Source organism: Aquiluna borgnonia, from assembly GCF_013283855.1.
In the GTDB taxonomy this organism is placed as follows: domain Bacteria; phylum Actinomycetota; class Actinomycetes; order Actinomycetales; family Microbacteriaceae; genus Aquiluna; species Aquiluna borgnonia.
On record NZ_CP054056.1, the window covers coordinates 269448 to 292914 of the forward strand.

20 protein-coding genes and 1 tRNA gene are annotated in these 23467 nt (G+C 55.3%); 8 read left to right on the plus strand and 13 right to left on the minus strand.

Annotation, left to right across the window (positions count from 1 at the left end):
- Positions 1-15 precede the first annotated feature (15 nt).
- Together HRU87_RS01430 and HRU87_RS01435 are read left to right on the plus strand one after the other, a co-directional pair.
- Positions 16-1680 (plus strand): ATP-binding cassette domain-containing protein, encoded by a 1665-nt coding sequence (locus tag HRU87_RS01430; protein ID WP_173493194.1) that lies wholly within the window; start codon positions 16-18, stop codon positions 1678-1680.
- Positions 1677-2408 (plus strand): ECF transporter S component, encoded by a 732-nt coding sequence (locus tag HRU87_RS01435; protein WP_173493195.1) that lies wholly within the window; start codon positions 1677-1679, stop codon positions 2406-2408. The genes HRU87_RS01430 and HRU87_RS01435 overlap by 4 nt, the downstream gene beginning before the upstream one ends.
- Here the strand turns inward: HRU87_RS01435 and metH are convergent.
- Positions 2405-5947, minus strand: a complete 3543-nt coding sequence (gene metH, locus HRU87_RS01440) for a methionine synthase (RefSeq protein ID WP_173494217.1) — start codon at positions 5945-5947, stop codon at positions 2405-2407. The two genes, HRU87_RS01435 and metH, sit on opposite strands and share 4 nt — an antisense overlap.
- 161 nt (positions 5948-6108) lie before the next feature.
- On the opposite strand from metH, the gene HRU87_RS01445 reads away from it, so the two are divergent.
- From HRU87_RS01445 to HRU87_RS01460, 4 genes are all read left to right on the plus strand, one after another.
- Positions 6109-6714 (plus strand): DUF998 domain-containing protein, encoded by a 606-nt coding sequence (locus HRU87_RS01445; RefSeq protein WP_173493196.1) that lies wholly within the window; start codon positions 6109-6111, stop codon positions 6712-6714.
- A gap of 81 nt (positions 6715-6795) precedes the next feature.
- Positions 6796-7671 (plus strand): ABC transporter substrate-binding protein, encoded by an 876-nt coding sequence (locus tag HRU87_RS01450; RefSeq protein ID WP_246247306.1) that lies wholly within the window; start codon positions 6796-6798, stop codon positions 7669-7671.
- Between the two features lie 59 nt (positions 7672-7730).
- The gene (locus HRU87_RS01455; RefSeq protein ID WP_246247309.1) at positions 7731-8591 is read left to right on the plus strand and encodes an amino acid ABC transporter permease; all 861 of its coding nucleotides are present in this window, start codon (positions 7731-7733) and stop codon (positions 8589-8591) included.
- Positions 8588-9337 (plus strand): amino acid ABC transporter ATP-binding protein, encoded by a 750-nt coding sequence (locus HRU87_RS01460; protein WP_173493198.1) that lies wholly within the window; start codon positions 8588-8590, stop codon positions 9335-9337. The genes HRU87_RS01455 and HRU87_RS01460 overlap by 4 nt, the downstream gene beginning before the upstream one ends.
- A gap of 3 nt (positions 9338-9340) precedes the next feature.
- Here the strand turns inward: HRU87_RS01460 and HRU87_RS01465 are convergent, their stop codons facing one another.
- The gene (locus HRU87_RS01465; protein WP_173493199.1) at positions 9341-9730 is read right to left on the minus strand and encodes a hypothetical protein; all 390 of its coding nucleotides are present in this window, start codon (positions 9728-9730) and stop codon (positions 9341-9343) included.
- A gap of 82 nt (positions 9731-9812) precedes the next feature.
- On the opposite strand from HRU87_RS01465, the gene HRU87_RS01470 reads away from it, so the two are divergent.
- Positions 9813-10424, plus strand: coding sequence for a DedA family protein (locus tag HRU87_RS01470; RefSeq protein ID WP_173493200.1), 612 nt, complete (start codon positions 9813-9815; stop codon positions 10422-10424).
- Here HRU87_RS01470 and HRU87_RS01475 read toward each other — a convergent pair.
- The 8 genes from HRU87_RS01475 to HRU87_RS01510 form a co-directional block, all read right to left on the minus strand.
- Positions 10408-10947, minus strand: a complete 540-nt coding sequence (locus HRU87_RS01475) for a GNAT family N-acetyltransferase (RefSeq protein ID WP_173493201.1) — start codon at positions 10945-10947, stop codon at positions 10408-10410. The genes HRU87_RS01470 and HRU87_RS01475 overlap by 17 nt on opposite strands.
- 58 nt (positions 10948-11005) lie before the next feature.
- Positions 11006-11079, minus strand: a tRNA-Lys gene (locus tag HRU87_RS01480).
- A gap of 22 nt (positions 11080-11101) precedes the next feature.
- The gene (locus HRU87_RS01485) at positions 11102-11902 is read right to left on the minus strand and encodes an ABC transporter permease (RefSeq protein WP_173494219.1); all 801 of its coding nucleotides are present in this window, start codon (positions 11900-11902) and stop codon (positions 11102-11104) included.
- A gap of 16 nt (positions 11903-11918) precedes the next feature.
- Entirely contained in the window at positions 11919-12845 is a 927-nt protein-coding gene (locus tag HRU87_RS01490; RefSeq protein WP_173493202.1) for an ABC transporter ATP-binding protein, read from the minus strand.
- Entirely contained in the window at positions 12846-14075 is a 1230-nt protein-coding gene (locus tag HRU87_RS01495) for a LolA family protein (protein WP_173493203.1), read from the minus strand.
- A gap of 131 nt (positions 14076-14206) precedes the next feature.
- Positions 14207-15481: a saccharopine dehydrogenase family protein gene (locus HRU87_RS01500; protein ID WP_173493204.1), complete on the minus strand. Its 1275-nt coding sequence runs from the start codon at positions 15479-15481 to the stop codon at positions 14207-14209.
- A gap of 155 nt (positions 15482-15636) precedes the next feature.
- Complete coding sequence (locus tag HRU87_RS01505) at positions 15637-16431, minus strand: ABC transporter ATP-binding protein (RefSeq protein ID WP_173493205.1); 795 nt, start codon at positions 16429-16431, stop codon at positions 15637-15639.
- A gap of 15 nt (positions 16432-16446) precedes the next feature.
- The gene (locus tag HRU87_RS01510) at positions 16447-17916 is read right to left on the minus strand and encodes an FGGY family carbohydrate kinase (RefSeq protein WP_173493206.1); all 1470 of its coding nucleotides are present in this window, start codon (positions 17914-17916) and stop codon (positions 16447-16449) included.
- Positions 17917-17979: 63 nt separating this feature from the next.
- On the opposite strand from HRU87_RS01510, the gene HRU87_RS01515 reads away from it, so the two are divergent.
- Positions 17980-19500, plus strand: a complete 1521-nt coding sequence (locus HRU87_RS01515) for a glycerol-3-phosphate dehydrogenase/oxidase (RefSeq protein ID WP_173493207.1) — start codon at positions 17980-17982, stop codon at positions 19498-19500.
- On the opposite strand, the gene HRU87_RS01520 is transcribed toward HRU87_RS01515, so the two are convergent.
- The 3 genes from HRU87_RS01520 to HRU87_RS01530 are packed head-to-tail and all read right to left on the minus strand — an operon-like array spanning position 19480 to position 23435.
- Entirely contained in the window at positions 19480-20364 is an 885-nt protein-coding gene (locus HRU87_RS01520; RefSeq protein ID WP_173493208.1) for a DMT family transporter, read from the minus strand. The genes HRU87_RS01515 and HRU87_RS01520 overlap by 21 nt on opposite strands.
- Positions 20365-20373: 9 nt before the next feature.
- Positions 20374-21324: an NUDIX hydrolase gene (locus HRU87_RS01525; protein WP_173493209.1), complete on the minus strand. Its 951-nt coding sequence runs from the start codon at positions 21322-21324 to the stop codon at positions 20374-20376.
- Positions 21324-23435, minus strand: a complete 2112-nt coding sequence (locus HRU87_RS01530) for an RNA degradosome polyphosphate kinase (protein ID WP_173493210.1) — start codon at positions 23433-23435, stop codon at positions 21324-21326. The genes HRU87_RS01525 and HRU87_RS01530 overlap by 1 nt, the downstream gene beginning before the upstream one ends.
- Between the last annotated feature and the right edge of the window lie 32 nt (positions 23436-23467).

Genomic DNA, 23467 nt, shown 5'->3' on the forward strand with positions numbered 1-23467 from the left:
GCGAGGCAAATTCGAATGGCCAGCTTGCTGGCCATCGCGTTTGTTTTCACTCGCCTGGCTTACGCTGTGGTTTTTGGGGGAGCTGGCGGAAGCACCACGCTGGTAAATCTGCCTCAATTTAGACTTCCTGCACCCTTCTCACACATCCAAATCTTCGGCCCGATAGCGCTCGAAGGACTTTATGCCAATCTGCTCTCGGCACTGCCCTTTGCGCTGGCAATTATTGGTTTTGGAGTGTTGGCAAGTTTCCTTCGCCCGGCTAGCTTTTTGTCACTGGCCAATCGCTCGGGGTTTCTAAAAAACCTACTTTCGGCCATTGCTCTTGGCTGGGCCCAGCTGCCGAGTCTTGCCTCCGCTCTGCGCCGGATTGAGTTTGCAAGAAGGCTTCGTGGTGAGAAGCGCCACCGCATGCTCGTTCCGATTCTTGAAACGACGGTTGCCCGTGCTCTGGGCATGGCTACGCGCCTCGCAAGACCCTCAGGAGCTGTTACAGCAGAAGGTCTAAAGGTAAGTGACTTTAGGTCATCACGCCTTGGCAGCGACCCAATCAGCTTTTCGCTTGCTTCCGGAGAGATTATGGTCATTGAGGGCCCAACCGGATCGGGAAAATCCAGCTTGCTGCTCGCCCTGAGCCAAACCGCTGGAGAGATGGGTATGGACTTCTCCGGGGAAATTATTACTCCTGGGCGCCCCAGTTTGGTTCAGCAGCAGCCAAGAGATTCGATCTGGGGTCCAAGGGTCGAGGACGAAGTTTCTCATCCGAGCTTTTCGGCACTGAAGGGAAAAACCCGTTTCTCAGTTGAGAGTCTGAGCGAGGGTGAAGCGGTCCTACTTGCAATTGAAGTCGCTTTTAGGCAGGATCCAAAACTGTTGCTGTTGGATGAGCCAATGGCGGCTCTAGACGAAATTTCTCGCCGCGAGCTAATTGAAAAACTTGCGCATTACCAATCAAACGGCGGCACGGTGGTGGTCGCCGAACACCGCCCAGAGCTTTACAACTCTCTAGCACCTAGGCGACTGACCTTGGGGTTGCAGCCGCCAAAGCCCGCATTCGATTTCAAACCTATGGTTGTGGGGCATGACCTGGTGCTTGACTACCTGCGGCAAAGAATTGAGGCAGGGGAAAATCTTCTGCTTGAAAAAGTTGAGATTCAGGTTCATCAGTCCGAGCTAATTGCTATTGAGGGCCCAAACGGTTCGGGCAAAACCACTCTGCTCAAAACCATCGCATCGAGTGCCAAAGCCCGGGAGATTGCCATGGTGCCCGAGCTGGCGTCAGATTTTTTTGTGACTACCAGCCTCGAGGACGAGCTAACTCGAGCTGATCGGTTAGCCAAGGTGCCCGCTGGATTCACAAAAGACACGATGGCCTCGATAATTCCGGTATTACCTACGAATCTATCGACCCACCCAAGAGATCTCTCGGCCGGAACCCAACTGGCCCTGGCTATCGCGATGCAGCTGAGCTACAAGCCCAAGGTTTTGCTGCTTGATGAGCCGGTCAAGGGCTTTGACCCCGTAGCCAGGGAGTTGATCTCACACACGCTCAAGTGCGTTCAGGAAACGGGTTGCGCCATTTTGCTTGCCACCCACGATAAGGATTTCATAGCGGGTCTCAACGCCACCAGGCTAGAGATTTCTAATCGAACACTGTCTCCGGTGCAGGAGGTGCTGTCTTGAAGGCTTATCTAGAGCGTTCGCTGCTGGCTGGCATTTTTGCAATTGGACTGGTGGGTTTCGCCTGGCCTCTATGGATTCCAGCTACCGCCAACACAGACCTGAGCGGCTGGATGGCTTTGGCTCTTATGCCGCTGATTTTAATCGCGGCCTTATCCTTGAACCAGGGGCCCATAGCGGGTCCTCGAAAATTGGCAATGCTGGCCGTTCTTTCGGCGCTGGCTGCCGCTACCCGGATTGCAACATCCGGCGTTGGTGGATTCGAGCTGATTTTTGCGATTGTCATTCTGGGAGCCGCTGCTCTTGGGGCTAGGTTCGGCTTTCTCCTTGGAGCAAGCTCGGTGCTGCTCAGCTCACTATTTTTTGGCGGCATTGGACCGTGGACAGCATTTCAGATGTTTGCTGTGGGCTGGGTGGGATTCGGCGCAGGGGCAGTTGGTGCTCAGCTAGCACTTCGTAAACCTCTGGTTTTGGCTGCTTACGGCTTCTTTGCCTCTTATGTTTTTGGCTTGATCATGAACCTGTGGTTCTGGCCCTTTGCGGTTGGCCCCACCACCTCAATCAGCTATCAGCCAGATGCTGGGCTGTCTCAAAACCTGGTCAGCTTCCTCACCTATACGCTGCTGAGTTCAACCCTCACCTGGGACACCCTTCGGGCAATCAGCACCGCGGCGGTTATTTTGCTGGTGGGCAAGCCGGTGCTGCTGACCCTGAATCGCTATCGCCTCTAGACCGAGAAGTACTTCGCCTCTGGGTGATGGAACACAAAGGCATCGGTTGACTGCTCCGGGTGCAGCTGCAATTCCTCACTGAGCTCAACGCCCAGTCGCTCGGGCTTAAGAAGCTCAACGACCTTCCTGCGGTCTTCCATTTCTGGGCAAGCCGGGTAGCCGAGTGAGAACCTGGCTCCGCGATATTTGAGGTCGAAGTAGTCGCCTATCTCTGACGGATCCTCGCTGCCAAAGCCAAGCTCGGCTCGAATTCTGGAATGCCAGAATTCGGCCAGTGCCTCGGTCAGCTGCATCGCAAGACCATTCAGCTCCATGTATTCGCGGTAGGCATTTTTCGCGAACAGTTCGGCAGTGAACTTGTCGACGTTTGCTCCAACGGTGACCAACTGAATTGGCAGCACATCGATTTCGCCGGACTCTTTGCTGCGAACGAAATCGGCTAGGCAGAGGTGCCGGTCCCTGCGCTGCCTGGGGAAATCAAACCGCAGTCGCTCGGTTCCGATTTCGCCGGATCCGCCATCGGGCGCTAGAAGTCCTGGACGTCCCAGGATTCCGGTTGGATCGTCGGCATGGTTCAACACGACAACTTGATTTCCCTCGGAGTAAACGGGGAAGTATCCATAGGCAACGGATGCGTCAAAGACGCCCTCGGCCAAAATCTTGTCCAACCAGTAGCGAAGCCTGGGGCGACCCTCGGTTTCAACAAGTTCTTGGTAGCTCGCACCATCTTCTGCCCTGGAGGGTTTCAGGCCCCACTGACCCATGAAGGTGGCCCGCTCATCCAACAGGGCGGCATAGTCGTTGAGCTTAATTCCCTTGACCAGTCGAGTCCCCCAGAAGGGAGGGTTCGGCAGCTCGTTATTTAGTGAGACATCGCTGCGAGCTGGAAGATTCTCCGGCTCTGTAAGGGTGAGGGTGGACTTAGCGTGGATGCGCTTTTTCAGTGCAGGAAGCCCTACAGATTCAGGATCCGCACCGCGGGCTATCTGAACCAGCGGCTCCATTAGAGCAAGTCCCTCAAAAGCATCTTTGGCATAGCGAACAACGCCATCAAATTGACCGGCGAGGTCATCCTCCACAAACGACCTGGTTAGCGCAGCACCACCCAAGATCACCGGCCAGCGTTTTCCCAGACCTCGGCTGGTTAGCTCCTGAAGGTTTTCCTTCATCACCAAGGTCGACTTTACGAGCAGTCCACTCATGCCAATCACGTCGGCATTGTGAGCCTCGGCAGCCGCGATGATTTCATTCATCGGCTGCTTGATTCCGATGTTGATTACGTTGTAGCCGTTGTTAGTCAGGATGATATCAACCAGGTTTTTTCCAATGTCGTGGACATCACCGCGCACGGTAGCCAGCACAATCGTGCCCTTGCCACCCTCATCGGTTTTCTCCATGAATGGCTCCAGAAGCGCGACGGCGCTCTTCATAACCTCGGCCGATTGCAGCACGAATGGGAGCTGCATTTCACCCTTGCCAAAGCGCTCGCCCACTACCTTCATGCCTTCAAGCAGGAAGTCGTTGATGATCGAAAGCGGAGCGAAACCATCGTTTCTTGCAAGCTCGAGGTCTGCCTCCAGACCCTTGAGTTCTCCGTCGATGATGCGTCGCTGAAGTCGTTCTGTCACTGGCAGTGCCGCTAGCTCAGCTGCCCTGGCATCCTTCAGACCTGCAGAGCTCGCACCATCGAATAGCTCCAGCATTGCCTGGAGCGGGTCGTAGGTGATGTTGCCGGTCTCGTCATAGGCGCGGCGGTCATAGATCAGATCCAGCGCTACCTTCTTCTGGTCCTCGGGAATGGAGGCCAGCGGAACAATCTTGGCCGCGTCAATAATTCCGGTGTCCAGGCCAGCCTGGGTGGCCTCGTGAAGAAATACGGAGTTCAAAACCTGACGCGAAACGGGGTTGAGTCCAAAGGAGACGTTTGAAACACCAAGTGTGGTGTGGACTCCCGGGTACTTGCGATTCACCTCGGCAATCGCCTCGATGGTCTCGATGGCGTCGCGACGAGTTTCCTCTTGGCCGGTTGCGATTGGAAAAGTTAGGCAGTCAACGATGATGTCTTCCACTCTCATGTCCCAGTCCTGCATCAAGGTGTCGATCAACCTTGAGGCGATGCGCACTTTGTCATGCTTAGTTCTCGCCTGACCCTGCTCATCAATCGTCAAGGCCACCACGGCTGCGCCGTGCTCCTTGACCAGTGGCATGGTGCGTCTGAATCGAGAACCCTCGTGGTAGCCATCCTCGAAGTTCACCGAGTTAATCACCGGGCGACCGCCGATGAGTTCAAGACCGGCCTGCATCACCTCGGGTTCAGTGGAGTCAATTACGAGCGGAAGGGTCGAGCTCGTGGTGAAGCGAGAGACTATCTCGGTGATGTCTCTGACACCATCCCTTCCTACATAGTCAACACACACGTCGAGTAGGTGAGCGCCATCGCGGACCTGTTTCTTGGCAATCTCTACGCAGTCATCCCAGCGCTCCTCCAGCATGGCATCTCGGAAAGCCTTCGATCCATTGGCATTGGTGCGCTCACCGATTGCGAGGTAGGTGTTGTCTTGCTTGAGAGGGACGTGCTGGTAGAGCGATGAAACTCCAGGCTCAATTTCAAGTTTTCGATTTGGAACCTTGGTGCCGGCAAGGCGGTCAACCACCGCCTTCAGGTGAGCGGGGGTTGTTCCGCAGCAGCCACCAACCATGGCCAGGCCAAATTCCTTCACGAACTGCTCGTGGGCTGTGGCTAGCTCGGTAGGGGTCAGTGGGTAAAACGCCCCGTCGCCCGAGAGAATCGGCAGACCAGCATTTGGCATCACCATGACTGGAACTTGGGAGTGCTGGCTCAGCTGGCGAAGATGCTCACTCATTTCGGCTGGACCGGTGGCGCAGTTCAACCCGATCATGTCGATGCCCAGCGGCTCCAGGGCCGTTAGTGCAGCACCAATTTCACTGCCCAGCAGCATGGTGCCTGTGGTTTCAACCGTAACCTCAACAAAAATGGGGAGCCTGATCCCAGTGTCCACGATCGCCTGGCGACAAGCGTTGATGGCCGCCTTGGTCTGCAGCAGGTCCTGACTGGTCTCCACCATAAAGGCATCCGAGCCACCCTCAATTAGGCCTTTGGCCTGCAGGGCGAAGGTGTCCTTGAGGTGAGCGTAAGTGGTGTGACCCAAAGAGGGAAGTTTGGTGCCCGGACCCATGGATCCAAGTACCCACCTGGTCTTGCCGTCTCGCGCAGAAAACTTTTCGGCGCTTTCTCTCGCAAGAGCTGCACCAGCTCGAGCTAGCTCCTCAATGCGATCATCAATTCCGTAGTCCGAAAGGTTTGACCAGTTCGCCCCGAAGGTGTTGGTTTCAACGCAGTCCACGCCGGTTTCAAAGTAGGCATCGTGAACCGAGGTGACAATGTCTGGGCGGGTGACATTCAGAATCTCGTTGCAGCCCTCGTGGCCAAGGAAGTCATCCAACGTCGGCTTTTGGTCCTGCAGCATGGTTCCCATGGCGCCATCGGCGATTACAACGCGCTGGCTGAGCGCGTCCATCAGTTCTGCCGCCCTGGGCGTCAGCGGCACTTTTCTAGCTTCATGCAGGTGCAAGGATGCTCCGTGTTTTTATGGGGTGCTTGAAGCGCAGGCCTGCGCAATACCGTCAAGGATACCTGCTGGACACCAGCTGTTGGGGCTGGGGCGTTAGATTAGGAAACATGCAGTTGATAGGAATCTGGGCTTTGGTTGCGGCCACGCTGGGTCCGATTCAAAACGTGCTGGGCTGGTCAATTTCAGGGGCCCTAGTTCCGGGTTATGACCCGATCGCAAAGACCATCAGTGATTTAGCCGCCAACGATTCGCCGGTGCAGTGGCTGCAGTCAAGCTTCTTTTTGTTTGGCGCCCTGCTCACCTTCATCGGGGCTTGGAACGCCAAGGCACTCGCTGTTCCAGGTCGCATAGCGCTGGGACTAGCTGGAATCGCAGCCATCGGTTACACGGTGTTTGCAACGCCGTCGCAGGCCGGTTACTCAGATCTACATCGACTTTTTGCAACCTTCGCTTTTGTCTTGTTTTCCGCCTGGCCACTTTTGGCGATGCGTTTCGACAAGCGTTACCACTGGAGCCTGAGGCCTATCGGCGCAATCTCGGCAACCGTGGTGCTGGGCCTAACCACGCTTTGGTTCCTGCTCACCTGGCTCGAGCCTGGCCAACCAATAGTTGGGCTTTCGGAGAGAGTCATTGCAGTGATGCAGGTCCTCTGGCTGTCATTTGTAATCTGGTCTCAGTTTCTGCACCAGCGTAAATTTCAGCGGGCTTTGTAACAATTGGGCATTTAGACTTTTTTCGTGCCTTCCTAATGCACACTTTCACCAGAACCCCCGCACATTTACCTAGGAGACAAATTGTCTAAATTCTCATTCAAGGCTGCCTCTGCAGCCATTTTCACTGCCGCAAGCCTTACCTTGGGTCTTGCTGGTTGCGCTCCAGCAGCCACCACAGAAGCGGAAACATCCGCTGCCGAAAACACCGAAGCTGTTGTTGAGGTGCTTCCAACCCTTACCGAGGGCAAACTAACCATCGGAACCGGCCTCCCAGCCTACGAGCCCTGGGTTGTTGGAGATGCTCCAGAGTCCGGTGAGGGCTTTGAGGCGGCAGTTGCATACGCAGTTGCCGAGCAGCTCGGTTTTGCTCCAGAGGATGTCATCTGGGTCCGCACAACCTTTGATGAGGCGATTGCTCCGGGAGCAAAGACTTTTGACTTCAACCTTCAGCAGTACTCGATTACCGAGGAGCGCAAGGCCGCAATCGACTTCTCCAGCCCCTACTACTACACCGCACAGACCGTAATCACGGTAGCGGGTAGTGCTGCAGCTGAGGCAAAGAGCCTGGCAGACCTCCAGGGCTTGCTCATCGGTGCCGCCACTGGAACCACGAGCTTCAAGTCCATTGAAGAGATCATCAAGCCAACCGCCGGTGCTCAGGCCTTCAACTCGAATGATGATGCAAAGGCTGCTCTGGCAAACGGTCAGGTCGATGCCATTGTTGTGGACCTACCTACCGCTTTCTACCTGACCGCAGTCGAACTAGACGGCGGAATCATCCTGGGTCAACTTGAGGGAGCTGAGGCCGGAGACAGCTTCGGTCTGGTTCTAGACAAGGATTCACCACTGACCGAGGCGGTTTCCGCAGCCGTCGACGCCCTGCGTGAAAACGGCAAGCTTGCTGAGTTGGAGGCCACCTGGCTTGCCGACTACGCGGGTGCCCCGGTACTGAAGTAGTAAAAAGTTGAGTTAAATAGGTGGGGCGGCAACGCCCCACCTATTTCATTTGGATGATTATGGCCCTATCAGAGCAAGAGATCTCGCCCGCAGAACAAGCCCGGCGCGAGTTTCGCCAGCAGCGGCGCAAGCGCTCGATTTGGATTTCGCTGGCTAGCACCCTGGCATTTGCCGCGCTGGTTTGGTTTGGATTACTTGCCACACCGGGTTGGCAGAGAGTCGAGGAATCGTTCTTCAACTGGGAGGTTGCGGTTGCCAGCTTCCCGAGGGTGATTGACGGACTGCTACTGAATCTCCGAGTCCTATTGGTAGCGGCCGTGCTGGTGCTGATCTTTGGATTGATGCTTGCGGTTTTTAGAACCCTGAAGGCTCCTGTGTTTTTCCCGCTCAGAGTTCTCTCAAAGGGCTACGTCGATTTGTTCCGAGGACTTCCCCTGATCATCGTGCTGTACCTGGTCGGGTTTGGGATACCGGGTTTGCGTCTGGAATTTTTGGGGAGGATCCCCGCTGAAGTCTTGGGTATTGCAGCCCTCACAATCACCTACAGCGCCTACGTCTCAGAAGTTTTCCGAGCAGGAATCGAATCGGTTCACCCTTCACAGCGACTGGCGGCACGTTCCCTCGGGCTGAGCTACTCGCAGTCGATGCGCCTGGTGGTGCTTCCGCAGGCGGTTCGCAAGGTTGTTCCCCCGCTAATGAATGACCTGGTTGCTCTGCAAAAGGATGTCGGCCTAATCTCTGTCTTAGGCGCGATTGACGCCGTTCGAGGGGCACAGATTGAGGTCGCGAAGTTTGCCAATTTCACCCCGTACGTGGTTGCTGGGTTGTTGTTCGTTTTGCTTGCCATCCCAACCATTCGATTGGCAGATCGAATTTCAGCGAAGTTTGCCGCCCGCGAACAGCAGGGAGTGGCACTGTGATCGATTGGGATAAGCCAAGACTTAGGGTCATCGGTCTAAAAAAGCACTACACCGATCGTAAGGTGCTCAATGGTATCGACCTGGATGTTTACCCGGGACAAATTGTTGCCTTGATTGGCTCCTCTGGTTCCGGTAAATCAACGCTGCTGCGCTGCGTGAATCAAGTCGAGGAACTTACTGACGGACAGATTTTTCTGGACGGCGAGGAAGTTTCGGCACCGGGCGTTGATCAGGATCGAATTCGCGCTCAGATTGGGCTTGTGTTCCAGTCCTTCAACCTTTTTGGACACCTGAGTATTTTGGACAACATCACGCTCGCCCTCAGGCACGTAAAGAAAATGGACAGGGCATCGGCTGAGGAAATTGCGCTGGGTTGGTTGAAGCGCATTGGGCTCGGAGATCGCGGAGATTCCTACCCAGACAAGATTTCAGGTGGCCAGCAACAGCGCGCTGCCATCGTCAGGGCAGTGGCTATGGAGCCAAAGGTATTGCTACTGGATGAGGTCACCAGTGCGCTGGACCCAGAGTTGGTCGGTGAGGTACTGGATCTGATCAGAGAGCTCAAGTCAGGTGGAACCACCATTTTGATGGCCACCCATGAGTTGTCTTTTGCCAAAGAGGTTGCCGACTGGGTCATATTCTTGGAACACGGTGAAATCTACGAGCAGGGGGAAGCGGCAGAGTTTTTTGCCAACCCTAAGCTTCCAAGAACCATTGAGTTTCTCTCAAGGATGCAGCGCTACTGAGAGCTAGAGGTAGAAATCTAGCCTCGACCTGAGCAGCTTCTCAAAAGACTCCACGCTGCCATCAATGGCTTTTAGCTCGACGTAATCCAGCAGCATGGAAATTCCACCATCGTCATAGCGCAGCAACACGCAGGGCTCTCTACCGGACGAAGCCTTGAGTTCCTCGGCATTGCGCTCGTTCATGTGGACGAGCTTGAAGGTGATGCCAAGCTCGGCCTTTAGCCGCTTCTCCAAATCTTTGAACTTGGCCTTTTTCATTACTGGTGAGTGGGTCACATCGCACAGGCTGCAGCTTCGCACACCGACCAGGTGGCCAAAGAAATAGGAAAGCTCCCCAACCACACCGCCGTTGGCTTTGTAGACACCAATTAGGGTCACCTGCTTTTCACTCATGCTCAGAGGAACTAACGCAGCATCAAATTGCTTCCCGAAGATTCTGCAGAGCATTCGCAGGGTCGCTGGATAGGGTTCATAGGTGATCGAATTTGCCGTCTCAGTAATCAACCAAATCGGCCTGCTGGGCGCAGCGTTGGTGATCGCACTCGAGGTGGTGGTTCCCCCGATTCCAAGTGAGGCGATCCTGCTGCTCACCGGCTTTAATGTTGCAACCGGAACCTTTGGTTACCTAGAGGCCATAATCGCAACATCTCTAGGATCGCTCCTTGGTGCCAGCCTGCTGTATTGGTTGGGTCGGGCCTTTACCGAGGAGCGACTGGAGCAACTGACTGCGAAGTATGGAAAGTTCGTTGGGCTACCGGTCAGAGATCTCAAGCGCACTCTGGATTGGTTTGAGCGCTTCGGGGGACCGCTTGTGCTCTTTGGAAGAATGTTTCCAATCATTCGCTCACTGGTCAGCATTCCGGCTGGGCTCGTAAAGCTCAGCCTCGCTAAGTTCTACCTCTTCAGCACCATCGGCATCCTGGCCTGGAACACCTTGTGGATCACAATCGGCATGAACCTTGGTGAAAACTGGGAGCAGGGTGAGGAGTTTGCCCAGCTACTCGAGTACCTTGTCTACGGCTTTATCGCAATCGTCCTTGCGTATTTGGCTTCCAACCTAATTCGGCAATTCAGAAGGCGCGACTAGATTCCCTGAGCTCAAAATAGCTGACCGTCACGGTCTCGTTTTTGAATTCCTCGACCCAACTTCTCTCCGGCACTTCCTGGAAGCCCAATGCCCTGAGTAACCGAATCGATGAGAGGTTTCTTTCGTCTGGAGTCGCAAAAACTAGCTCGGCTTTAGCCTCGTCAAATAGATATTCCAGAAGTCTGGTGGCAGCCTCTTTGGCGTAACCATTTCCCTGGTGCTCAGCTGCCAGTGTGAATCCGATCTCAAACACCCCGCCCTCAACTAGGTGCAGGGCTAAGTCTCCGATGTGTTCATGGGTTTCTCGAAGCTCAATCGCCAGTTGCAGCCAGTCACCAAGAGCGGGAAACAAGACACCAGTCTGGGAGTCAATTAGGTCAAGGGCCTGCTCATCCGAATAGCTTGGCTCCCAGCTTTGATACCTGGCAACCAGCGGATCTTGTCGATAGCGAACGAAGCTGGCCAAATGTTTACGAGCTAGGGGAGTAATCTCCAGACGCTCAGTGACAAGCGGAAAAACCATGGTTGAAGTGTATTTGGGGCGCCCAAAGAAAAAACCACCCGTAGGGGTGGTTTCTCGGTAGGCCCCGTGGGGATCGAACCCACGACCCACGGATTAAAAGTCCGTTGCTCTAACCAACTGAGCTAGAGGCCCTAACGAGGATGAAGTCTAACAGCTAGCTAAGGATGTCTTTGGTGCTAAATCTGCCGTAAGCGAGAGAACCAAAGACGGCTACATAGCCGAGCTGGAGAATCAAGTTAGAGCCCATTGAGCTCAGCTCCATCGGCTGCCGAAGGATATCGGCAAAATCCAGCCAGTAGTGGGTGAATAGCCACTCGTGCAGCCAGGACAACTGAGGTAGGTTGTCCAGGATTTGGCTCACTCCACTGGCGACCAACACTCCGGTCATTGCTCCCACCGGAATCGTGGTGAGGGTGGAGATAAATAGGCCCAGCGCCAGCATGCCCATCATCGAGATGGTGGTGTAGAGGGCAACCAGCGCCATGCGCCCCAGCGCCTCTGGAATCTGGATCACGTCGCCACTGAGCAGAGTAACCGGACCTACCGGAAACAAGATGGCTCCGATAATCGCACCGGCAATCATCAGGGTGAGGGTTCCAACCACGGTAAAAGCCAGGGTCCCCAGGTACTTGACCACCAGCAACCTAAAGCGTCCAACCGGAGCAATCAGCAGGTACCTGAGGGTTCCAAGTCCTGCCTCACCGGCGATAGTGTCGCCTGCCACCACTGAAATGGTTAGCGGAAGAAACAGCGGCATTGCCATCAGCATCGCGGTGAAGCCGGTGAACAAACCGTTCTGAGTGACTCGATCTAGAAATGGCGGACCCTCGCCAGGAGCCAACCGCTCCGCGGTTAGTGCCACCGCAATGGCAAGCAGAATGGGAATGAGAGCTATGGCAGCCAACATGGCCCAAGTCCGGCGACGAGTGAACATCACCTTGAGCTCAGAGAGCATCAGGGAGGAGCCCAACTTAGCGAACAACTTCAAACCCCTCACCGGTTAGATCAACAAAATACTCTTCGAGGCTCGGGCGCTCGAGTCTGATTTCCGTGATGGCATGCCCAGCTCCAACCAATTCAGAATTCAAGGCCGCAACATCAAAGTCTCCGGAGACTTCGCAGACAAAGCTTTCACCCGTTCTTGCCTTCGGATTCAATCCGCGCTCTCGCAAGGCCTGCTCAATGCCGCTTCCGGCAATCACCAAGCGCGTCTCACCTTTGGCTCGGAGCTCTTCAAGGGAACCCTGGGCAACAATGTTGCCAGCGGTCATGACGGCGAGGTGAGAGCAGAGCTGCTCTATCTCACTGAGCAGGTGGCTGGAGAGGAAAATGGTGATGCCCTCGGCTGCCAGGGAGCGGATGAGGTTGCGAACCTCCCTGGTTCCCTGGGGGTCCAGACCATTGGTTGGCTCATCCAAAATCAATAGGTCTCGGGGCTTGAGCAGGGCGTTGGCAAGACCAAGGCGCTGCTTCATGCCGAGCGAATAGGCGTGAACCTTTTTTGAGGCCGCGTTGGACAGCCCGACCCGCTCCAGTGCGGCGTCGACTCGGCGCTCGCGGGTTGCTGGGTCACTGTTTCGATCGGCGGCATCCATCCGCAGCAAGTTGTTGCGGCCAGACATGTATGGGTAGAAGGCAGGTCCCTCAACCAATGCGCCGACTCTGGGCAGTGCAGCGTCAAGCTCTTTGGGGATGGTCTTTCCCAGCAGTTGAATCTCGCCGGAGGTTGCCTCGGCTAAACCCAACAGCATTCGGATTGTGGTGGTTTTACCCGAGCCGTTTGGACCCAGGAATCCAAATATGGAGCCGCGCTGTACCTCGAGAGAAATGCCACCAACTGCTTTTTGAGATCCAAAAACCTTGGTGAGGTTTTCGGTCCTAATTGCCCAGTCGGTCAATTAGCGAGCTGCAACTTCGAGCAGGTACTCGACCTTGACGCTGCCTGCGTAGACCTCACCGGAGTCGGTTAGCAGAATGTTCATAACCGGGGTGGAGAAGACTCTGCCTCCCTCAACCTCGGTCATCAAGTCGGCAAACAGCTCGTTCTCAAGCATTTCTAGCGGAAGGTCAGCTGGCAGCTCTGGAAGGTAGGCGACACTGTCCCAGCCCTCACCCAAAAGTTCCGGCTTTGCAACATCGGCGTACTTGGCTTCGAGCTCAGCCTTTTTGGCTTCGATCTCTGCCTCGGTTGGCTTGGTCGCCTCAAGTTCAGTCTTTAGCTCTTCCAGCTCTGCTGGGAGCTCAAGCTGCTGAACGGTTGTTCCGGCTGGCGGGGTGAAATTGAACAGCGAAGCATCGGGAGTCTCAAAACTGATGGACTCAAATCCAATTGAAATTGCTGGCTCTTCCTGCTCGATCGAGTAGACCTTGACATCTAATGCCATGCCGGTCTCGGAATCCACAGAAACTACCACTGAGTCGATTAGGGACTGCTCGGACTTGGGCTCGGCGATCAGCTGGTAGGCGGTCCTGCCGGCCAGCATGTGATCCTTGCCGACCGAAATGGTTGATGTCTTCTGGGCCTCAGCGAGCAGGTAGTCGGCAACCGCCTCTGGGTTAGCAAGATCGAGCTGAAGTTCGGCTGAGAGCTCATCGAGCTTTAGCTCAGCCTCAGCTTTGGCTTGGTCGAGCTCGGCTTCGGTCGGAAGCTCAAATTCTCCAGTGGTTGCGGTGGCGTTCTTAGCATCGTAAATCCAGAACTGGTTGCCGCTGACAATCAGGTCGCGCTCGCTCATCGGGTCCAGTACCTGAACTCGCATCCCAGCCTCAGAGGCATACAGGCGCATCTTGTGGGTTCCGGCGATCAGCTCAACGGCTTGGGTTACCAGGTTGGACTCCAGCACCTGGGGAACAAAGTCCTCCATGCCCTCGGGCATCTTGTCTGCCATTTCCTGAGCCATGTCTTCGGAGACCATTGAGCTCATTTCGAGCGCAGGGAGCCCCAAGTCAGTGGTCTTCACCACGGTTCCGGAGAACCCGGTAATCGGCTCTTCCATCAGAAGCATCACCTGCTGCGGCGTCAAATCCGGCAGGTCAACCGCATTCGCCTGCAGCGGGACCGCAATCACAGTTGCTGCAATGACAGCTGGAGTGATTACTGCTGGCAACCAACGCTTGGAAATTTTCAACTTGGACCCCTTCAGGATTACTTCTGTGAACCTAGGTTAGGAAACTGGGAAAACCCTTATAAAAGTCCCGTTTACCTAATTTTTAGACTACATCCAATAAACAAAGCCTGAAAAGTTTTTATTCCTGCCCTCTAGAGCTTTCCAGGGTTCTGTGGATCACGGTCGTCTAACCCCCAGGGCTGACCGTAATCATCGCGCAGCAGATCCAGGAACGGCTTGGCGTCAAACTCCTCCGGTCCCATGACTCCGGTTCCCGACCAAGTGCCGCTTGCCAGCAGCTCAAGGGAAATCACAGGAACCAGGGCGGTCTGCCAGACCACGGCCTGGGAGCCGTAGTGCTCGTTGGTCCATTCTGTGTCGGCAACGTGGTAGAGGTAGGTCGCTCTCGGACTCCCGTCTGTGCCAGTGCCGGTAACCAGGGTTCCCGCGCAAGTCTTTCCCGTCATGCGGGATGCGAGTGAAGCTGGATCGGGCAGCACGGCCGCGACCACATCTCGCGGAGCCACGCTAACTCGGCCAGCTTGTGAGCGAACCGAAACGGGTTCGATTCGATCCAGCCCCAGGGCGTGCAGGGTTTGCAGCACATTGATGAACTCAGTTCCCAGTCCGTATTTAAAACTGACTCGGTTGGCCTTCATGGTGCGGGGGAGCATGTTTACTTCCTCGTGCTCCACATTTACGCATTCAACCGCTCCGATGCCTTCTGGAAACTCAAAGACCTCAGGCTCACTGAAGGGCGGAGTGGTGAACCATCCGCGATCTTTTTCCCAGATCAGTGGCGGGTTTAGGCACTCCTCGATAACTGTCCAGATCGAAAAAGAAGGTGCAAAAATTTCTTCGCCAGCATCATTTTTCACAACCAAATTGCCACCGTCCAGGATTTTGATCTCATCAATTTCCTGGAACAGGTGGTCAGCGGCATAGCGGGCAAAAATGTTTGAGATTCCCGGCTCTGCACCGGTTCCGATCAGAGCCAACAGGTTCTTGGTAGCAAATTCGGAGCTTCTGTCGTACTGCCAGTCACCAAGCTTTTCCGCAGGCGTGTTGAAGGGATCGGTGGGGTGAGTGTGGCTGAGGCTCATTGCCATGTCCAGGTAGTTTGCACCGCCGTCCAAAGCGCCTTGGAACACGCTCTGCACAAACTTTGGCTCGACCGCGTTCATGACGTGAGTGATTTTGTGCTCGGCAACCAGGGCCGCAACATTTTGCGAATTTGAGGCGTCGATTGAGGTCGCTATGAAGCGGTGAGCGACATCCCTCCGGTTGTCGGTGACCCAGTCAACACTGCGCTGAGCGCGAGCAGGGTCGTAGTCGGCCACCACGATGAGTTCATAGAAATTACGGTTTGCAGCAATCTTGACAATGGAATCGCCAACACCGCCCGCTCCAACGAGCAAGATACGCATGGATTTTCACAACCAAACATGACCGATTTATAAGTGGGCCCAGTCCTTGCCCTCATTCAACGTAGGCGCAAGCCTCTCTGGCGTCACTGCTAGTAACTGCGCCTTCACGAATGAACTACCCCTCCAGTATGGCACCGGTGAGCGAATTTTTCTGGCTAGTCCAGCTGTCGAATTGGGATGACCAGCGGAGTTTTACCGACCGGATCCTCGAGAACACGGGCCAGGATGTGGAAGGCGCTCGCGAGGTTAGTCGGAGTGATGACCTCGGCAGCGATTCCCTGGGCGAGAATCTTGCCGTCATTCAAAATCACTATTTGATCGGCAAACCGAGCCGCCAAATTTAGGTCGTGGATGACTGTGACTATGGTCATGCCCCGCTCGCGCTTGAGTGAGGACAGCAGGTTGATCACCTGAAGCTGGTGGCTGTAATCCAGCGAGTTAGTTGGTTCGTCGAGTAACAGGACTTCTGGGTTTTTTACCAGCGCAGCGGCAATTAGCGCTACCTGCTTGGAACCGGTTGAAAGTTCACCAATCTTTTTGTCTCGAAGTCGAGTCAGGCCGGTGCGCTCAATGATTTCATCGACTTCTTTGCCGAGCCTTGGAGAAACCCGAGAGATCTGCTGGGAAACCATGGCACTGCGGGCAATCAGCTCAAAGACGCTCTCGTTTCCCCTGGCTGCGGGCATTGCTCCGAGCAGTCCGATCTTGGCATCCAGGGTAGCTCTGGAGAGCGAGGATATTGAGACCCCATCGAGCAGCACTGCGCCGCGGGTGCTCTTGATTTTGCGGGCCAGCGCCTTGAGCAGAGAGCTTTTACCTGCGCCGTTTGGGCCAATGACCGCGGTGATAGAACCACCGCGAATGGTCAAATCTAAATTTTCGATGACCTGGTCAGCGGCGTAGCCTGCGCTCAGCGATTGCGCTGCCAGCTTGCTTTCAGGGTCGAACATGACTCCAGCTTAGTTTTAGCTGAAGCTGGCAGTGATCTCGACGGCCTTGAGCCAGCGCCGATAATCCTCAGATCGGTCCAGCTCCGGGGTGAAGCGTCTCTCAGTCTCATTGAGAGCGCGCAACTGACCAAGATCCTCAAAGATGCCAGCACCAAGTCCAGCCAGCAGGGCCGCCCCAAAACCAGTCGACTCCAGGACTCGGGCCCGGACCACATCGTGTCCCGAGCAATCGGCCTGTAGCTGCATCAGAAGGTCATTAGCCGCAGCCCCGCCGTCTACTCGCATGGCGGCAATCGGCTCACCCAAATCCTGCTGCATGGCGCCCAGCACGGCATTCACCTGGAAGGCGATGGCCTCCAAGGTAGCGAAGGCGATGTTGGAACTTGAAGTCCCTCGGGTGATGCCAAGCAATGATCCTCGAATGTCGGCATTCCAAAACGGTGCCCCCAGACCGGTGAGGCTCGGAACAAAGACCACCGAGTCGCTAGAGCCAGACCTGCGGGCCAACTGCTCCACGTCTGAGGATCGCTCGATGATCCCTAGGCCATCCCTGAGCCACTGCACGGCTGCGCCCGCCACGAAAACGCTGCCCTCTGATGCGTAGGTAATCGCTCCGGAGGGAGCCTGCCAGGCAACGGTTGCTAGCAGTCCGTGGCTGGAGCGAACGATCTCTTCTCCGGTGTTAGTCAGAATGAATGCACCGGTGCCGTAGGTGGCTTTACTCTCACCCTTTTCAAAAGCAGACTGTCCGAACAGTGCTGCCTGCTGATCACCTGCGATTCCGGAAATCGGCAGGCTCAAGCCCAGAAAATGTTCGGGGTCAGTTTTCGCCAGTTCCCCCCAACTCGAGGTGATTCTCGGGAGAGCGTGCAGGGGAATGCCAAATGCCTCTAGCAGCTCCGAATCCCAGTTTGCTGTCTCCAAATTCATCAACTGGGTTCTGGAGGCATTTGAGCAATCCGTGATGTGGAAGGCTCCGCCGCTAAGGCGCGCAACCAGGTAGCTGTCAACGGTTCCCAGTTTTAGCTTGCCGGACTCAACTTCTCTCCAGATCTGAGGCAAATTGCGCTTCCACCACAAAAATTTGCTTGAGGTGAAATAAGGGTCGAGATTGAGTCCGGTTCTGGCGCGAATCCAATCATCGGTGTTGAGCTGCTGCAACTCTTTCGTGAGGTCTGAGGTTCGACGATCCTGCCAAACGATTGCGTTGGTTGGACTGGCAAGGGTAACCCCATCCCACATCACCGCGGTTTCGCGCTGATTGGTGATACCCAGGGCGGTTGGAGCCTCATCCGAGAGATCCAGAGCTCTGGAGCAGGCCGCAAGGACCGCCTGCCAAATTTGCTCTGGGTCATGTTCGACCCAGCCGGGTTTCGGAAAGTGCTGTTCGAATTCCTGGTAGCCGCGAGAGAGGATTTGGCCACGGTTGGAAACCACCAGAGCTGTAACGCCGGTCGTGCCGGCATCGATCGCCAAAATCGACAAGGTCTCCTCCTTGAAACCAAAGCAGCACAAAATGCGCAGCTAATAACTTATGCTTTCACTGTGATGTTACAAAAACAAACAAAATCACACAATTTCGAGCAAAACGATTTCGATGTCGCGATCGTAGGTGCTGGCATAAACGGTGCGGTGGCGGCTGCCGCTGCACAGGCGGCAGGCCTGCGCGTCCTGATTATTGACCGCGGCGACTTTGCAAACTTCACCTCCCAAGAGTCCAGCAACCTGGTGTGGGGCGGCATCAAATATCTGCAGACCTATGAGTTCGCGCTGGTGGCAAAACTTTGCCAGGCACGAAACCGGTTGATTAGGGCCTACCCAAATCAGATTCAGGAAATTGGATTCTTGGCATCGCTGGGGCCTAACGCTCCATTCGGAAGACTGCTGGGAATCTTTGGCACCTGGTTCTACTGGTTCATCGGAACCGCAGGGACCACCATCCCTGCGAGTTATTCCGCGAAGCGGGCCAAATCCATGGAGCCCGCCCTAAAAAGCGGCCTCAAAGCAGTCGAATACTTTGATGCCTATCTGCCAGACAACGATTCAAGGTTTGTCTACGGCTTTATCAAGCGAGCAAAAAAGCTAGGCGCTACCGCGCTGAATTACACAGAGCTGGTTGGGGCGAGCCATGAAAGCGGGCGCTGGAGTCTCGAACTTAGCTCTGCCGAGGGAAAGCGGACAGTCTCCGCCAGCGCCGTAATCAACGCGGCGGGGCCGTTTGCCCAAGACGTATCTCAGCTGCTGGAGAGCCCCACTCGCGCCAGATTGGTGTTTTCCAAGGGGGTCCACTTCACAATCAATCGCAGACTCACCAGCCAAAATCGTGTGCTGGCCCTCTGGGATGAGCAGAAGCGTTTGTTCTATGTGCTTCCTATGGGGGATCGATCCATTATTGGCACTACCGACACTCGAGTTGATAACCCCCGCACCGAGCCCAACGACCAAGATATCGATTTTGTTCTCAAGCAGGTAAATGACCAGCTGGGGCTGGAACAGCCGATCACAAGGCAGGAGATTATTGCCTCGCGAAGCGGAGTTAGACCCCTGGTGATTGACGGCAAGCAGTCGCAAAACCAAGACTGGCACCAGCTCTCGCGCAAGCACGTGATTGAGGCCAACCCGGCCAAGGCATCAATCACCATTCTGGGCGGAAAACTCACCGACTGTCTAAATGTCGGCGCAGAGGTCATAGCTGAACTTCGAGGACTAGGTCTGCAAGCCAAACTTCCAAGGAAGTGGTTTGGGGAGGGCTCCCAGGCCAGAAGGACTGAGCTGGATCAAATACTTGAGCGGCAGGGAGTTGACGCAGTTGTTCGGACCCGGTTGGTCGAGGGGATGTGGCGCCGGCACGGCGAACGAGCTTTTGAATTTGCAACCGATGAGCCGGTTGAGGTCTTTGAGGGTCTGGGAATCAGCTTTGGTGAGCTTCGGTATGTGGCGAAGACCGAAGATGTGCTAACCCGCGAGGACTTGCTTCGCCGCCGACTACCGATTGCAATGTCTAGAAGCGCTGCAGAAATTGCCGAAAACTCAAAGTTGCAGAGTGCTTTAGTGGATATGGGGCTCTAGTTCCAGAGGGTTTTTCTTGCTTGGCCACTCAACAATCAGCATCGCAGCGAGCATGAGTGCCCCGCCGACCGTGACGGCTACCGTTATTGGTTCTTGACCGGCTGCGATGGCAATAATGGCGGTGAAGGCAACCTCGCTGGTCATGATTAGTGCCGCCCTGGAGGCGTCCATAAGGGTTTGGGCCCAGGTCTGAATCCAGAAAGCTGCCGCGGTTGAAAGCACTGCGGTGAAAATGATCGCCACCCTGACGTCATCCGATGGTGGCCACTGGATGCCATCACCAATCGCAAATCCCCAGCAAATAACCGCAACCGCTGAAATCTGCACCATCGCGAAGCGATAGGCATTTCTTCCGTGGCCATATTTCCCAAGCAGCAGAATGTGGAGCCCGTAGAGCACTGCCCCCAAAACCAACCAGAGCTGGCCGATCTGAAACTCAAGACTTTCGGCAGCACCGGAAAATACCGCCAATCCAACGAGTGAAATAGCTGCACCGATTGCGAGCTTCCCTGAGACCTTGGCTCGGTAAAAAATCCAAGCCATCAACGGTGTGAAGATTACGTAGAGGCCGGTCAGGAATCCACTTGTGGCGGCAGTGGTTAGCTCCAAACCAATGGTTTGGGTGATGTAACCAAAGGCCAATACCACGCCAATTGAAAGACCAATTTTTAGATCCCCGCGTTCAAAATTGGCGGAAGTTTTTGGTCTTAGTAAAAACATCGCGAGAGCCGCGAGCGTGAAGCGCATGGCGAGAAAGTCCATGTAGGGCTGCTTCTCAATGGCGTCCTTCATCAAAACAAACGCTGCACCCCAGGTGAAGCAGACCCCGAGCAGAGCAATCAGGGCCAAGCGCGTTTTTGACATTGTCAAAGACTAATGCTCGGCTTCCTCGCTCACCTCTTGCTCTAGGCCACAACGCTCAACTCCGACAACTCGGAACTTTCCGCTGATAGAAAGGCGAAGCACTAAAAATTCTGCCGGGGCTAGGGTTGCACCCTGGGCTATCTGCTCTCTGAGCTCTTTGGGCGCGGACAAGATAAAGGGCCTCAGCGCGCTGGGCAGTGCTGGGCGGTGGGTGCAGATTAGGCCGGATCGACTGGTTCCAATCAGATCCATCACCACGTCCAGGGTGCGAGCGGGCTTGCGCTGATTAGAAAACTCGGTCAGCTGATGCCGCTCAATCAGGGTGCGCTTTGCACTCTGCGCGTAGGGGGCGATGGTGTCGTGACAGCGTCGCCAGGGAGAGGTGATCACGCGCTTAGGACCGTAGGCGGCAATCAAGGGGATCAGTCGCTGGGCTTGCTGGAGTCCCTCGGGAAGCAGTGGACGCTTTGCCTCTTGACCCGCCCAATCGCCCCTGGGGGTTGCCTTGGCATGGCGCAGAATTATCAGCGCTCTTGTCTCGAGCTCCTTTTTCTTGTGCAGGGCAATAACGTCTGCCATCAGCTTTTGGTCGTGCTCGTAGCTCAGCAGTGTCAGCGCCTGCTTGGCCTCAATCCACTCCACCTTGGCAATTTCTTGATTCGGCGTGAATTTTTGCTTGTTCAGTGCTTTGTCGGTAACTCGAGATGCCCAGTAGTGGACCTCTTTGTCCTGCCCATTGCCAACCTGGTAATTAATCACTCCAAGCTTGCGACCGAGCCGAACCCTAAATCCTGCTTCCTCTTCGACCTCGCGAACTGCGGTCTGCGGCAAGAACTCACCCGGATCGAGCTTTCCCTTGGGGAAGCCCCAGTCTTGATACTTTTCTCGGTGCACGAGGGCGACAATCAGTTTGCCTTCGTGCTCTCGCCAGCAAACAACTCCGGCGGCGTAAATGGTCACTATCGAAGGCGCTTTCTGGCTAGGGTCTTTTCCATCAGGACATCCTGCATGTCCAAAAGTTTTTCCCCAACAACGTTGTGCGTCTCGCGCGACCAACCCCCGTTTGCCTTCAGTTCCCAAACCGCAACCGATTCGCTCATACCCAAATCAAAAATCTCGTGCAGCTGTCGAATCTGATCGGTTTGCGCAATCTTGACAAGCGCCTCGACTCTGCGGTCTAGGTTGCGGTGCATCATGTCGGCGCTTCCGATGAAGACATCCGGATCGCCTGCGTTATCAAAGGCAAAAATTCGGCTGTGTTCCAGGTAGCGGCCCAGCACCGAGTGAACTCGGATGTGGTCTGATAGCCCAGGAACCCCAGGTCTGAGAGCACACATTCCGCGCACCAGAATTTCCACGCTGACGCCGGCCATTGAGGCCCGGTAAAGCTCGTCGATGATCTGCTCGTCAACCAAGGAGTTCATCTTGAAGCGAATTCGTGCGGATTTCCCTGCCTGGTGGTTGGCAATTTCGCGGCGGATGCGCTCGGTTAGCCCATCTCTGACGCCATTTGGAGAGACCAGCAGGCTTCGGTAATCCGGCGCTGCAGTGTGACCGGAGAGCTGGTTGAACAGCTTGGTCAGGTCTTCTCCAACGTTGGTCCTTGAAGTTAGTAGACCAAAGTCCTCGTAGAACCTGGCGGTCTTCGGGTTGTAGTTTCCGGTGCCGATGTGGCAGTAGCGCCTTAGGTTAGAGCCCTCCTGGCGAATTACCAGGGAGAGCTTGCAGTGGGTCTTCAGACCCACGATTCCGTAAACCACGTGAACGCCAGCGGCTTCGAGCTTGCGAGCCCAGCCGATGTTGTTCTGCTCATCGAAACGAGCCTTGATCTCGACCAGTGCCAGCACCTGCTTGCCGGCCTCGGCGGCGTCGATCAGAGCATCGACAATTGGTGAGTCACCGCTGGTGCGGTAGAGGGTCTGCTTGATGGCAAGAACCTGAGGGTCAGCAGCGGCCTGCTCCAAAAATGCCTGAACACTGGTGGCAAATGATTCGTAGGGGTGGTGAACCAAAACCTCCCGCTCCCGCAGCGAAGCAAAGATATCGGCTGCCTCGTCTGGGTCAGATTCCAGATAGCGGTTGGTGGTCTTTGGGTGAGCCTCGTAGTGAAGTTCGGGGATAGGCAGGAATGCAAATGCACTCATGCTCTTTAGATCCAGCGGCTCTGGCAGGTGGTAAACGTCAGATGGCTCGATGTCAAGTTCGCGCTGTAGCAGGCTCAGGACCTGAGGATCGATGTCCTGCGCGACTTCCAGGCGCACAGGGGGACCAAAGCGGCGGCGCAGCAGCTCCTTCTCAAGCTGAATGAGTAGGTTTTCGCCCTCATCTTCATCCACCTCGAGATCCTCATTGCGGGTGACGCGGAAGGTGTGGTGCTGAAGTACTTCCATTCCGGGGAACAGTTCGGTCAGGTGCTGTCCCATAACGTCCTCGAGAGGAACAAAGCGAGACTCGCTGCCTGAAACCTTCACGTATCTGGGCAAAAGTGGCGGGACCTTGACTCTGGCGAAGTGCTCCGCCTTGGAGTTTGGGTTTCTCAGCACGACGGCCAGGTTTAGTGAAAGCCCCGAGATGTAGGGGAATGGGTGGGCAGGGTCAACCGCCAAGGGGGTGAGAACTGGGAACACCTGCGATATGAAGTAATCCCGAAGGCCATTTTTCTCCGCGTCGCTCAGCGATGCCCAGTGTTCTATCTGAATGCCGTGTGCGGCCAGTGCGGGACCAAGGGTCTGGGTGTAGAGATTGGCATGTCTTTTTTGCAGCTCAAGGGTTCGCTCAGAGATTTGGGAGAGCACTTCCTGGGGGCTAAGTCCAGATGCTGACATCACGGCGATACCGGTTGCGATTCTGCGCTTCAAAGAAGCAACCCGAACCATGAAAAACTCATCCAGGTTTGACGCAAAGATGCTCAGGTAGTTGATCCGCTCAAGCAGGGGTACTGACTCATCCTCAGCAAGATCCAGAACCCGCTTGTTGAAGTCCAGCCAGCTCAATTCACGATCGAGAAAGCGATCAGCAGGCAGATCTGGCTGGCTCTCCGGCAAGAAAATTGCTGTGGTCTCTTCTGACATGGGTCCTATCTTTTCACCTCAGGGTTAGCAAG